Annotated in this window: 12 protein-coding genes; 5 read left to right on the top strand and 7 right to left on the bottom strand. The window is 72.8% G+C overall.

Annotation, left to right across the window (positions count from 1 at the left end; translation table 11 throughout):
• Window positions 1-3 precede the first annotated feature (3 nt).
• On the bottom strand, window positions 4-1,479 hold the full coding sequence (locus tag B5D66_RS06880) for a sodium:solute symporter family protein (RefSeq protein ID WP_078760788.1): 1,476 nt from the start codon (window positions 1,477-1,479) through the stop codon (window positions 4-6).
• A gap of 220 nt (window positions 1,480-1,699) precedes the next feature.
• On the opposite strand from B5D66_RS06880, the gene B5D66_RS06875 reads away from it, so the two are divergent.
• Together B5D66_RS06875 and B5D66_RS06870 are read left to right on the top strand one after the other, a co-directional pair.
• Window positions 1,700-3,160, top strand: a complete 1,461-nt coding sequence (locus B5D66_RS06875) for a PucR family transcriptional regulator (RefSeq protein WP_327308034.1) — start codon at window positions 1,700-1,702, stop codon at window positions 3,158-3,160.
• A gap of 80 nt (window positions 3,161-3,240) precedes the next feature.
• Window positions 3,241-4,059 (top strand): MBL fold metallo-hydrolase, encoded by an 819-nt coding sequence (locus tag B5D66_RS06870; RefSeq protein ID WP_078760786.1) that lies wholly within the window; start codon window positions 3,241-3,243, stop codon window positions 4,057-4,059.
• Window positions 4,060-4,780: 721 nt separating this feature from the next.
• Here B5D66_RS06870 and B5D66_RS06865 read toward each other — a convergent pair.
• The 4 genes from B5D66_RS06865 to B5D66_RS06850 form a co-directional block, all read right to left on the bottom strand.
• Complete coding sequence (locus B5D66_RS06865; protein WP_078760785.1) at window positions 4,781-5,035, bottom strand: hypothetical protein; 255 nt, start codon at window positions 5,033-5,035, stop codon at window positions 4,781-4,783.
• 57 nt (window positions 5,036-5,092) lie between these two features.
• On the bottom strand, window positions 5,093-6,214 hold the full coding sequence (locus B5D66_RS06860) for an acetate/propionate family kinase (protein ID WP_235000818.1): 1,122 nt from the start codon (window positions 6,212-6,214) through the stop codon (window positions 5,093-5,095).
• A gap of 52 nt (window positions 6,215-6,266) precedes the next feature.
• Window positions 6,267-6,755, bottom strand: coding sequence for a hypothetical protein (locus B5D66_RS06855; RefSeq protein WP_078760784.1), 489 nt, complete (start codon window positions 6,753-6,755; stop codon window positions 6,267-6,269).
• Window positions 6,756-6,827: 72 nt separating this feature from the next.
• A complete protein-coding gene (locus B5D66_RS06850; RefSeq protein WP_144390004.1) occupies window positions 6,828-7,139 on the bottom strand; it encodes a DUF1918 domain-containing protein in 312 nt (103 codons plus the stop codon).
• Between the two features lie 225 nt (window positions 7,140-7,364).
• Between B5D66_RS06850 and B5D66_RS06840 the strand changes: the two genes are divergently transcribed.
• Window positions 7,365-8,015: a dienelactone hydrolase family protein gene (locus tag B5D66_RS06840; protein ID WP_078760781.1), complete on the top strand. Its 651-nt coding sequence runs from the start codon at window positions 7,365-7,367 to the stop codon at window positions 8,013-8,015.
• A 181-nt stretch (window positions 8,016-8,196) separates the two neighbouring features.
• Window positions 8,197-9,009 carry an SAM-dependent methyltransferase gene (locus B5D66_RS06835; protein WP_235000817.1) on the top strand — a complete coding sequence of 271 codons (813 nt, stop codon included), beginning with the start codon at window positions 8,197-8,199 and terminating at the stop codon, window positions 9,007-9,009.
• Window positions 9,010-9,031: 22 nt separating this feature from the next.
• On the opposite strand, the gene B5D66_RS06830 is transcribed toward B5D66_RS06835, so the two are convergent.
• Complete coding sequence (locus B5D66_RS06830) at window positions 9,032-9,553, bottom strand: 2'-5' RNA ligase family protein (protein WP_078760779.1); 522 nt, start codon at window positions 9,551-9,553, stop codon at window positions 9,032-9,034.
• A gap of 120 nt (window positions 9,554-9,673) precedes the next feature.
• Here B5D66_RS06830 and B5D66_RS06825 point away from each other — a divergent pair, with 120 nt between their 5' ends.
• The gene (locus tag B5D66_RS06825; RefSeq protein WP_078760778.1) at window positions 9,674-11,443 is read left to right on the top strand and encodes an HAD family hydrolase; all 1,770 of its coding nucleotides are present in this window, start codon (window positions 9,674-9,676) and stop codon (window positions 11,441-11,443) included.
• A 98-nt stretch (window positions 11,444-11,541) separates the two neighbouring features.
• Here B5D66_RS06825 and B5D66_RS06820 read toward each other — a convergent pair whose 3' ends face one another.
• Entirely contained in the window at window positions 11,542-12,000 is a 459-nt protein-coding gene (locus B5D66_RS06820; protein ID WP_078760777.1) for a septum formation family protein, read from the bottom strand.
• Window positions 12,001-12,035 lie beyond the last annotated feature (35 nt).

The raw sequence follows: 12,035 nt of genomic DNA, 5'->3' as shown, positions 1-12,035 counted from the left end.
GGCTCAGTTGGCCGGGGCCGGCGCCTGCGCCTCTTCGTCCGCGCCCTCGCCGCGCAGGCGTGCCTGCCAGGTGGCGATGACATCGGCGTCGGTGGGCTTGGTGCACAGGCTCACCACGACGTAGACGACGAGGCTGGCGCCCAGTCCGTAGTAGATCGGCTCGTTGGCGAGCATGCCCTTGACCGCCATCGTGACGATGACGACGACCGCGCCGGCCAGCATGGAGGCCAGCGCGCCGGCGCGCGTGCCCCGCTTCCAGATCAGGCCGCCCAGGATGGCGACGAGCAGGCCGCCCACGAGGATGTTGTAGGCGACGGTGAGCGCGGAGACGACGTCGCTGACCATGAGCGAGACACAGATCGAGGCGATGCCCAGGACCAGGGTGAACATCCGGTTGGCCGCGACCTCGTCCCGCTGCCCGCCCTCGGCGGGCTCGGGGGAGCGACCGAAGAGGCGGCGCGCCTGCGGCCACAGGTCGGTGGCGGTGACGGTCGAGCAGGCGATGAGGGCGCCGCTGGCGGTGGACATGACCGCGGACAGGGCGGCGGCGAGCACCAGTCCGGCCACGCCGACCGGCAACGTGTCCTCGACGATGAGCGTGAAAGCGTCGTCGGGGTTGTCCAGGCCGGGGAAGAGCACGGCCGCGGCGGTGCCGATGAGCGCGCCGGCCACCGCGTAGATGAGGCAGTACACGCCCGCGCCGAGTCCACCGCGCATGGCGACGCGGTCGTTGCGCCCGGTGAACACGCGTTGCCAGATGTCCTGGCCGATGAGCAGGCCGAGCGTGTAGATGAGGAAATAGGTGAAGATCGTGCCGCCGCCGATGTTGAGCGGGTCGAAGTGCGCGGGCCCGAGCGCCTCGCGCATGCCGGAGATGCCGCCGGCGTGCCAGACGGCGATGGGCGTGAGGATCAGCAGCAGACCGATCGTCTTGATGATGAACTGCGCGATGTCGGTCATCGTCACCGACCACATTCCACCCAGCGTGGAGTAGGTGACGACGATGGCGCCGCCCAGGATGATCGCCACGGCGCGCGGCATGTCGAACAGTCCGCTGAAGACCGTGGAGAAGGCCAGGGTCGAGGGGACCGTGAGCATGAAGGTGTAGCCCCACATGACCAGGCCCGAGATCACCCGCGACCCGCCGCCGTAGCGCAGGTCGAGCATCTCCGAGACCGTGTAGACGCGCAGCCGCGAGATGCGGCGGGCGAAGAACAGGTGCAGCAGGATGATGCCCAGACCGATCGCGCCGACCAGCCAGGCGCCGGAGATGCCGTAGGTGTAGCCGAGGCCGATCCCGCCGATCGTCGACGCGCCGCCCAGCACGACGGCCGCCATGGTGCCCGAGTACATGAAGACGCCGAGCCTGCGCCCCGCGACGAGGTAGTCGGACCGGTTCTGGGTGCGGCGCATGCCCCACCACCCCAGGGCGAGCATGCCCAGCAGATAGGCGGCGATCACCGCGATATCGATGCCCAAAGGGTCCTCCTCGTTCTCACATGTTCGGCGCGCCCGACCCCGGGCATCCCGCCAGATGTCCAGGTCAACAGGCTTTCAGCACGGTAAACAGTCGGTAAGCTGCGGAGTAAGTGGATGAAGAGCATCACATCAAACGCGTCTTTGGATGGTTCACCCATTGTCTTCGCTCACGCTCGGTGGTGACGGCCCTCACGACGACCGTACGGTCCCCCTCCGGGCGGTGACGGAGCGGCGCGCCCTGGGACTGCGCACGCTCGTCCCGCCGCCGGCCGCCGAACCGCCGGTGCGCTGGGCTCTCGTCAGCGAGCTCACCGATCCGGTCCCCTACCTGCGCGGCCGGGAACTTCTGCTCACCGCCGGGGTGAACCTGCCCGAGGACTCCGAGGCGACCGCGCGCTACGTCACCGGTCTCATCGGGGCGGGGGTGAGCGCCCTCGGCTTCGGGGTGACCCCGGTGCACGACGTGGTGCCCCCCGCGCTGGTCGAACAGTGCCGTTCCCAGGGGTTGCCGCTGCTGGAGGTCCCCCGCGAGACACCGTTCGTCGCCGTCTCGCAGGCGGTCGGCGAGGCGCTGGAGGAGCTCCACGTCCAGGAGCTGCGCAGGCTCGGGGACGCGCACCGCGCGTTGGCCAAGGCCGTGACCGCCGCCGCCCCCGTCGAGCGGGTGCTGCGGACGCTGGCCCAGGCCCTGGACTGCTGGGCCGCGCTGACCACCGAGCGTTCGATGACCCACGCCCGTTCGGTGCCGGTGCTCACCGACGAGGTCGCCGAGCTGATCGCGAAGCTGCGCACTCCCGGCGGGCCCCGCAGCGCCAAGGCCCGGATGGCCGGCGAGGAGGTGTTCCTGCACGCCGTCGGCGAGGGAGCGGAGTCCTCGGAGGTGCTCCTGATCGGTCGGGCGGCGCCCTTCGGGATGACCGACCGCGCGGTGCTGGGGACGGCGGTGGCGCTGCTGGGCCTGCTGCTGCGCTCCCCCGCCGAGCACGGGGGCACCCCCGAGGCGCTGCTCACCCGGCTGCTGCTGGGCGATGGGCCCGTCCCCGACCTGGACGGGCTCGTCGCGGAGGTGGTCGGCGCCCCCGAGGGGGAACTGCGGGTGGCCCACGCGCGCTGGCGTGGACGGGGCGCGCGGCCGTCCGGGCCGGCCCTGGCCGACCTGTTCGGCACCCCCTTGGTCGACGCCTCGACCGACGTCGTGCGCGCGATCGTCCCGGCCGGGCGGACGCCCGCCGACGCCGAGGCCGTGCTGGACCGGCTGCGCCGCGCGGGATGGCTGGCCGCGCTGAGCGGGCCGGCCCGCGCCTCGGGGCTGGCCTCGGCCGACCGGCAGGCGTCCGCGCTCCTGGTCCGTGTCCGCGCGATGGACCAGCCCCTCATGTGGTCGCAGCTCGACGACCCCTTCGAGGTGGCGATCGACGCGGCCCGGGCCCGCGACGCCGCCCGGGCGCTCCTGGGTCCCCTCGCCGAGGACACCGAGACCGCGCGCGGCCTGCGCGAGACGCTGCGGGTGTGGCTGGCCCGCCATGGCAACTGGGACCGGGCGGCCGCCGACCTGGGGTCCCACCGCAACAGCGTCCGCTATCGCATCGGCCGCATCGAGCGCGATCTCTACGTCGACCTGGCCGATCCCGAGCATCGGATGCGGCTGTGGTTCGCGCTGAACTGGCTCGACGTCGACTGACCGCGCCGCCGGCGGTCCGCGCCGTCCCCGCGTCCACGCGCTCGGGGCATGGCGGGGTGCGCGCCGGGTAGCGGGCGGCCATGCGTTTCCACGACGACGCCCCTGGCCACCGTTGGATCCTGTTCGTCGGCAACGCCACGACCATCATCCGGTGGGATGACGTGACGGTCATGACCGACCCCAACTTCCTGCACCGTGGACAGTGGGCCTACCTGGGCAAAGGGCTGGTGTCGCGGCGCCGGACGGATCCCGCGCTGGGCCTGGCCGACCTTCCGCCACTGGACGCGATCGTCCTGTCCCACCTGCACGGGGACCACTTCGACCGGGTGGCCCGGCGCGGCCTCGACCACGATCTGCCGATCCTGACCACCCCCCACGCCGCGCGCCGGCTGCACGCCCACGGTTTCGCCCGGACCCGGCCGTTGCGCACCTGGCAGGAGAGCACCGTGCTCAACGGCGGCACCCGGCTGCGGGTCACCTCGGTCCCCGGACGGCACGGCCCCGCCCTGCTGCACCGACTGTTGCCCCCGGTCATGGGCAGTGTCCTGGAGTTCGGGCGGGTGGGCGAACCCACCGAGTTCCGGTTGTACGTCAGCGGGGACACGTTGATGTTCCGCGACATCGCCGAGATCCCCCGTCGCTTCCCCGGGATCGACGCCGCCCTGGTCCACCTGGGCGGGACGACCCTGCCCGGGGGGATTCTGGTGACGATGGACGGAGGGCAGGGCACCCGGCTGGTCCAGACGGTCGGGCCCGAGCGTGTCATGCCGATCCACTACGACGACTACGGCGTCTTCACGTCGCCCTTGTCGGACTTCCAGCGGAGTATGGGGGAGGCGGGGCTGGACGGCCGTATCCGGCTGCTGCCGCGGGGCGAGGCCGTGGCGCTGCCCGGTTGAGGACGAGGGGCGCCGGGGCCGCCTCGCCGTTACGCTCCGTCCCTCCAGGGACCCACGTCCCACCGCGTGTTCGCGCGGGAAACGCCGCGCCAGGGGCGCCGTTCCTTCCGCGGCCCTCTCCCCCGGCGCGCGGCTCCCTCGGAGCCGTGTCCCCGCCCCGGTCCCGACGCCCGGAGCGCGGCCGCCCCACGCGCCGGAAGAGTCCGGGCCGGCTCCCCACCACGGAGCAGAAGCGGATCGGCCCTCCTCCCGGCACCACCGGTTCCAGCCACCGCGCCCCCTGTCCCCGTGCCGGCGCCGTCCGCGCTCGGCGCCCCCTCCAGGGCGTCGCCGACCTCGGCCGATCGCCATCGCGACCGCCCGCAGCGGAACCCGCCGGTCCGGCGCGGTCGTGTTCGGCCCTTCCACCGCGGCCATGACGACCACCACGTCGTGGCGGAGATCAGGGCGGGCCGAGGCCCCATGGCCGTGCGCCCGGTCACGACCATGGCGACGGCGGTCCGGGGATCTCGCGCACGGGGACCGCCGCTTCACGCGCCCCCATCAGGCAGCGAGACCGTCGGCCACCTCCCGGGGCAGGGGCCGGGACCGCGGGCGCGCGGCCGGACGGCGCGCGTGGAGGTCACCCGGTCTCCGTGGGGAGGGGCCGCGGGACACCCTGTCCCGAAACCCCGAGTGCGATTCGGGGCGGATCCGCTGCCCCGCTCCCCCGCGGTGGGGGTCACCCGCCGAGCTCGCCGACCGCGCTGTCCAGGCGACGCGCGAGCGCCTCGGCGTCCGCGCGGGTCACCTCCTCGGCGCCACGCCCGCCGAGGATCTCGTCACGGTCGGCGACGACCAGGGCCCCCTTGTGCTCGGGCTCCTCCAACTGGTCCCGGGACACGACCCGCGCCCTCCCCTCCAGGACGACGAGAAGGGGCGAGGGGTCCGTACGCTTCACGAGCTCCTCGACGTGTTCTGCGCGGATGACGGACATCGTGTCTCCTCAGGGTCGTCGTCGGGACGGGACATGCGGTCGGTGAGCGGGACGGCCTCACGGGGCGGGCGCCTCCCCCAGGGCGCCCAGGGCGTCGCGGGCGAGCTGGAGCTCCTCGCGGGGGCGCACCACCAGCACGGGCACCGCCGCCCCCGGGGCGCTGACAAGGCCGTCCTCGGCCACGTCGGCGCGCTGGGGGATCGACACGCCGAGCACTCCCAGGCGGGCGCAGACCGCCTCGCGCACCTCCGGCTGATCCCACCCGATCTCACCGGTGAACACGATCGCGTCCAGCCCGTCCAGCGCGGTGGCCACGGCGGCGATCTCGCGGGCGGCCCCTCGGGCGAACACCTCCAGGGCGAGACGGGCGTCGGCGTCGCCGGTCTCAGCCGCGCGAACGAGGTCCCGGGTGTCGCCGGAACGCCCCGCGGACAGTCCCAGCAGCCCCGATCGGTGGTACAGCCCCTCGCGTAGCTGTTCGACGGTGAGCCGGGACCCCTCCAGCAGCCACAGCAGCATCCCCGGGTCGACGCTGCCCGACCGTTTGCTCATCGGCAGCCCCTCCAGGGGGGTGAACCCCATGGAGGTGTCGACGCTGCGTCCACGGTCGACCGCGCACACCGAGGCGCCCCCGCCCAGGTGGGCGAGGACCAGCCGCAACTCGCCGGCCCGCCGTCCCAGCAGTTCCGCGGCGCGTCCCAGCGCCCAGGCGTAGGACAGGCCGTGGAAGCCGTAGCGGCGCAGCCCGTACTCGCGACGCCACTCCTGCGGCAGGGGGTAGACGGCGGCGGGCTCGGGCAGGTCCGCGTGGAAGGCCGTGTCGGGGCACAGCACGTGCGGTACGTCGGGGAGCCTGCGGCGCGCGGCGGCCAGGACCGCGAGCGCGGGTTCCAGGTGCAGCGGGTCGACGTCGACGATGGCACGCACCTGCTCGACCGCCGCGTCGTCGGCGATCAGCGGCGTCCGGATGTGCGCCCCGCCGTGCACCAGCCGGTGGGCGACGCCGGTGACACGCTCCTCCCGCCCGTCCAGGATCTCCGCCAGCATCCCCTCGACGCGCTCGCGGTCGGGAACGCGCTCCTCGTGCGCGGTGGCGACGATCTCTTGTCCGGCCACCAGGTGGAGTTGGAGGCTGGAGGATCCGGCGTTGACGGTCAGGATGGCCGATGATGTCGGCACGACACCTCCCAAGGACTCCGGACCGCCGCGGGCGCGGCGGCCCGGGATCCGGCTACCCCCGGCCCCGGGCGGCATGCGCGCGGCCGTCACACCCGGCGCCGGGCAGGCGCAGGGCGGCCGCCGCGACCGTTCCGTAGGCGAGGTGGGGCAGCAGGTCGGAGAGCCAGTCGGTGGCGCTCCAGCGTCGCGGGTCGGTGATGCCGAGCAGGGTCATCGGCGCGGTCGAGCCGACCATGGCCGCCACGGTGAGCGCGGCGGCGTCGATCGCCCAGGGGGTGCGTCGCCGAACCGCGGTCGCGTACAGGAGGCCGACCCCGACGCCGGTGGCATAGCCCAAGAGGGCTCCCCAACCGGAGCGGCGGTTGTCGGCCTCCTCCCCTTCCCCCAGGTCGACTCCTGCGAGCTCGGAGAGTCGTTGGACGCTCTGCTGCGGAGTGCTGCTGGCCGGCCGGCCGCGCAACGCCATGTCCAGGTAGCTGACCGCGTCGAGCGCGGTGGTCCCCGCGGCTCCGGCGAGGAGCCCGATGGTCGTGGTGTGCATGGCGGGCCCGCTACCCGTTTTCGCCGGGTGGTCCCCTCACGGGGCGGGCGGACTGCTACCGGCGGCCCCTGCTCAGACGGTGGCCGCCTCCTCGGCGGGGGCCGGCTGGACCGGGGCCTGCTCCGGCGGGGCGGCGCGGACGATGCAGTTGTCGTCGTCGGTCAAGATGGTTTCGCGCCCGTCCTCCCATTCCACCAGGTAGGGCGGTGCCCCGCCCTCGCCGCGCACCGCGACGATCTCGCCCGAGCGCGTCTGCCCGCCGAGGAAGGAGGCGCAGTGGATCGTGTCCCCCACGTCCCCCGCCGAGGCGGGCTGCGCGCCCGCGGTGGCGAGCACCGCGGCGCCGATCGTCGTGGCGACGGCCCGTCCGAGGCGAGCACCCATGTCGATCACTCCCTTTCGTGGTCTGCCGTGGTCGCGCCGTCGAAGGCGCCCCGGGACGCTTACCCCCCCTAACGATCTGCAATCGGAACGTTACTCAAAGTCGCAACGGGTTGCGTGGGGAGGCGCCGATCGACGGGTACCGGGGGCACATCGGGGTAGCCGCATCCTCCGCCACCGATCCCGGGCCGACCACCCGGCCGGCCCGTAGCGCGAAGGCGAGGAACGATGGACACCACCAACGTCACGGTCCAAACGGCGCGGACCGCTCTTCCCGGTGACCTCACCCTGTTCCCCGAGGCCAGAGGGGTGGTGGTGTTCGCCCACGGAAGCGGAAGCTCCCGGCTGAGCCCGCGGAACCGCGCGGTGGCCGAGGCGCTCAACCGGGCTCGGTTCGCGACCCTGCTGTTCGACCTGCTCGACGAGGAGGAGGAAGCCCGGGACCGGGTCACCGGGGAGCTGCGTTTCGACATCGAACTACTCGGGGAGCGGCTGACCGGGGCCGTGGACTGGTTGACCGCCTCCTCCCCCGCCGCGGGCCTTCCCGTCGCGCTGTTCGGCGCGAGCACCGGGGCCGCCGCGGCGTTGATCACCGCCGCCGCCCGACCGGAGACGATCCACGCCCTCGTCTCCCGCGGAGGCCGACCCGATCTCGCCGACAACGTCTTGGAGACCGTGCGCGCCCCGGTACTGCTCGTGGTGGGCGGCGCCGACGATGACGTGCTCGCGCTGAACCAGGGGGCGATGCAACGTCTGTACTGCCCCAACCGGCTGCACGTGGTTCCGGGCGCCTCCCACCTGTTCACGGAACCGGGCGCCCTGGACGAGGTGTGCGACGTGGCGATCGACTGGTTGGACCGGCACGTCCTCCGGCCGTGATCGGTACGGCGTCGAAACCGCGGGGTCGATGAGCGATTCAGGCCAGATACGGGTTTTCGATCATTGAAACGGCTTCGCCGTTCCCTTTCGAACTTCTATGATGCGAAAAACCGGATGGAGCCCCCCAATGACTGATTTTCCGAGAATGTCCGAGCCGAGCCGTCCCATACCTGAAATCGACATGACGCGCCCCTCCGTCGCGCGCATCTACGACTACGGGATGGGTGGCAAGGACAACTTCCCCGTCGACCGCGAGGCGGCCCTCGCCCTGGCCAAGATCACGCCGGAAATGCTCGACGTGGCCAGGGAGAACCGTCTCTTCCTGTACCGCGCGGTCCGCCACCTCGCCCGTGACCTGGGCATCAAGCAGTTCATCGACATGGGGTCGGGCCTGCCCACCTCGCACAACGTCCACCAGGTCGCCCAGGAGTTCCAGCCCGACGCCCGGGTGGCCTACGTCGACATCGATCCGATCGTGCTCGCGCACGGCCGGGCGATCCTCGCCGACAACCCCGGCACCACTGTCATCACCGCGGACATGGCCCGCTCCGACGAGATCCTCGCCCAAGACGAGATCCGCTCACTGATCGACTTCTCCCAGCCGGTGGGCCTGCTGTACTTCTCGGTGCTGCACTGCCTGCCCGACGAGGCCGACCCCCGTGGCGCGCTGTGGACCATGCTGGAGGCCGTGCCCTCCGGCAGTCACCTGGCCCTGTCCCACCTGATCAGCGAGGACGTTGCGGCGGGCGACGCTTTCACCAAGGGCATGCTCGCGATGGGGCCGTGGGGGCGCGTGCGCCGCCCGGCGGAGTTGCACGCCTTCGTCGAGGGGCTGGAGCCCCTGGAGCCCGGTCTGATCGACATCACCGGCTGGCATCCCGACCCGGGCCAGCCGCCGCTGCCGCCGGTCCCCGAGCCGCTGCGTCCCTACCTCGGCCGTTCCGACAGCGCCAAGAACATCTGGGAGATGGGGGGCGTCCTGCGCAAACCCTGACCCCGCTGGTGCCCCGTCCCGCTCAGGGCCGGGGCACCAACCGCGCCACGGTGCGGGAGTGGTCGTCGTAGCTGCGCGCGGCCACGAGGTGCCCCCGGGGCCGGGGGAGATCGGCGAGGAGCTCGGCGGCCTCGGCGATCCGGCCGGGCGAGGCCGAGCGGGCCAGGGTCGCGTGCGGCCGCCAGTTCCGGGGCCGGTGCACCGGATTACGCCGGGGGTCCTCCGGCAGCGCCCGCCAGACCGCCGCCTGGAGCTCCCGCAGTCCCGGGGAGGGCGTCACCTCCCACACCAGCGCCCGGCGGCGTCCGGGGAAGGTCACCAGGCCGCCCAGCCCCACCGGTAGCGGCAGGGCCGCGAGCGCCGCCTCGACCCCGGCGCGGGCGCGGCTCGGCAGTGTCGTGGCGGTCCCCAACGTCACGTGCGGACGGTTGCTGGGATGGGTGTGGTGGGCCAGGCTGGGCAGTCCCGCGGCGGCCAGGCGGTCCCAGGCCGCGGCGACCGCCGCCTCCAGGCCGGGATCGAACAGCAGCTCCACCGTGCGCACCGGGTCACCCCCGAGAAGGTCGGCCTTCCCCTATCCCTCCCCGCCCCGTCGCAGGTGTAAAGCACGTGGGGCGGGACAGGTGAAAGGCGACGGCATCGACGACCGCCCCCGGGAGTGGAAATGCGCTATCACGCTCTGGCCTGCGACTTCGATGGCACGATCGCCGAGCGAGGCGAGGTCGACGAGGAGACCATGGCGGCGCTGGAACGGGTCTCCCGCTCGGGGCGCAGGCTGCTGCTGGTGACGGGGCGGGAACTGGACGACCTGCTGGACGTGTTCCCCCACGCGGACCTGTTCGACGCGATCGTGGCCGAGAACGGCGGTGTGCTGTACGAGCCGGGGCGGCGCGCGGTGCACGATCTGGCCGAGGCCGCACCGCCCGAACTGGTCGATCGGTTGCGCGCGGCCGGGGTCGAACCGCTCGGGGTCGGCCGGGTGCTCATCGCCACCCGAGAGCCGCACGACCGCACGGCGTTGGAAGCGATCCGGGAACTCGGCCTGGAGCTCCAGCTCATCCACAACAAGGGCGCCGTGATGGTGCTGCCGCCCGGGGTGAACAAGGCGACCGGGCTGCGCGCCGCGCTGGAGCGGCTGCGGGTGTCACCGCACAACGTGGTCGCGGTGGGCGACGCCGAGAACGACCACGCCATGCTGGCGGCGTGCGAGTGCGGGGCCGCCGTCGCCAATGCCCTGGACGCGCTGAAGCACCGCTGCGACCTGGTTCTGGAGCGCCCCGCGGGGGCGGGCGTCGCCGATCTCGCGCGCGACCTCGTGGACGGCGACCTCGCCGATGTCGCGATGTCGCGGCACGACGTGCTGCTGGGAACCTCCCAGGGCGAGCCGGTGACGATCCCGCCCTACGGCAGCGTGGTCGCGGTCGCCGGCCCGTCGGGCAGCGGTAAGTCGACCACGACGTCGGCGCTGCTGGAACGGCTGGGCGAGGCGGGCTACCAGTACTGTGTCATCGACCCCGAGGGGGACTACACCGACTTCGACGGCGCCACCGTGCTGGGCGACCCGACCCGCGCGCCCCTGGCCGACGAGGTGCTGCGGCTGCTGGAGGATCCCGGCCACAGCGCCGTGGTGAACCTCCTCGCGGTGCCGCTACGCGACCGGCCGGCGTTCTTCGCCGACCTGCTGCCCCGCCTGGCCGGGCTGCGCAGCCGGCTCGGCCATCCCCACTGGACCGTGGTGGACGAGGCGCACCACCTGATGCCGACCGAACTCGCCGACCTGCCGGTGAGCGACCTGCGCGACTTCGGCGGCTTGATGATGATCACGGTGCACCCCGAGACCCTGGCCCGGCGCGCGCTGGAACAGGTCGACACGGTCATCGGCGTCGGCGCCGATCCCTCGCAGACGCTGCGGGCCTTCGCCGACGTGCGGGGGTGCCCGGTTCCCCGGCTGCACGGCGACGAGGAGCCGGACGCGACGTCCTCCCTCATCACGCTGTGGCGCACCGGGGAGGACAAGGCGGTACGGGTCCGGCTCACCCCCGGTGAGGCCGACCGCAGCCGGCACATCCGCAAGTACGCGGCCGGAACGATGTCTCCGGACAAGAGCTTCTACTTCACCGGCCCCGAGGAACGGCTGCACCTGCGCGCGCGCAACCTGCACACCTTCCTGGAACTGGCCGAGGGGGTGGACGACGAGACCTGGACGCACCACCTGCGCCGCAACGACTACTCCCGGTGGATGGCGGAGGCGGTACGCGACGACGAGCTCGCCGACGCGGTCCGCGAGGTCGAGGAGGACGCGGAGCTGGACCCCCGCGAGAGCCGGGAGCGGATCGCCGCCGCGGTGGACGAGCGTTACACGCTGCCGGCCGAGCCCACCCGTTACGACCCCGACCACGACGACGACACCGCGACCCCGCTCTCGCACGGGTAGCGCACCGCGACGGCCGTGGGGCCCGTGACACCGGTGCGGCGGTGTCACGGGCCCCACGGCGGTCCCGCCCCTGCCCCCGTACGGGGCGTGGACGGTCGTCAGCGACCGGCCTGCTCCAGCGTGCCGGTGGTGTCGCCGGCGGGGTCGTAGATCATGCAGAGGATCTCGCGGTCGTCCAGCGTCTCCCAGGACTCCTGGGTGGGGTACATGTAGCTGATGTCCAGCTCCGACTCCTCGTAGGCCATGCCCACGAACCCCTCGAACTCGGCGAGGCACTTCTCCTCGGCGGCCGTGATGACCGCGTCGTCACCGGGGTACTCGTCCCCCTCCATCGTGCTGGAGGCGTAGATCTCGGAGTCGTGCGGCTCCTCACACGAAATGGTCTCGACCGCGGCGAGCTCGCCCTCGGCCGCGGCGGGCAGGCAGTCGCCCACAGAGAGCATGAGCACGCTCTCCGTGCCGAGCAGACCGCAGCCGGACAGCCCCACCACCGCGGCGGTGGCGCCGGCGGCGGTGATCACGCGGCCCGCGCGCGACTGGAACGTTCCCGAAATCATGACATCTCCAGAAAAGTGAAAAATGGGGGTTTCAA

Origin of the sequence: Marinactinospora thermotolerans DSM 45154 (genome assembly GCF_900167435.1) — a bacterium.
In the GTDB taxonomy this organism is placed as follows: Bacteria; Actinomycetota; Actinomycetes; order Streptosporangiales; family Streptosporangiaceae; genus Marinactinospora; species Marinactinospora thermotolerans.
This window is presented reverse-complemented; position numbering and strand designations above follow the sequence as displayed.

Coding starts and splice junctions, on each gene's coding strand:
- B5D66_RS06870 (WP_078760786.1), top strand. CDS start 3,241: ATGCGTTTCCACGACGACGCCCCTGGCCACCGTTGGATCCTGTTCGTC.
- B5D66_RS06865 (WP_078760785.1), bottom strand. CDS start 5,035: ATGTCCGTCATCCGCGCAGAACACGTCGAGGAGCTCGTGAAGCGTACG.
- B5D66_RS06855 (WP_078760784.1), bottom strand. CDS start 6,755: ATGCACACCACGACCATCGGGCTCCTCGCCGGAGCCGCGGGGACCACC.
- B5D66_RS06850 (WP_144390004.1), bottom strand. CDS start 7,139: ATGGGTGCTCGCCTCGGACGGGCCGTCGCCACGACGATCGGCGCCGCG.
- B5D66_RS06840 (WP_078760781.1), top strand. CDS start 7,365: ATGGACACCACCAACGTCACGGTCCAAACGGCGCGGACCGCTCTTCCC.
- B5D66_RS06835 (WP_235000817.1), top strand. CDS start 8,197: ATGACGCGCCCCTCCGTCGCGCGCATCTACGACTACGGGATGGGTGGC.
- B5D66_RS06825 (WP_078760778.1), top strand. CDS start 9,674: ATGCGCTATCACGCTCTGGCCTGCGACTTCGATGGCACGATCGCCGAG.
- B5D66_RS06820 (WP_078760777.1), bottom strand. CDS start 12,000: ATGATTTCGGGAACGTTCCAGTCGCGCGCGGGCCGCGTGATCACCGCC.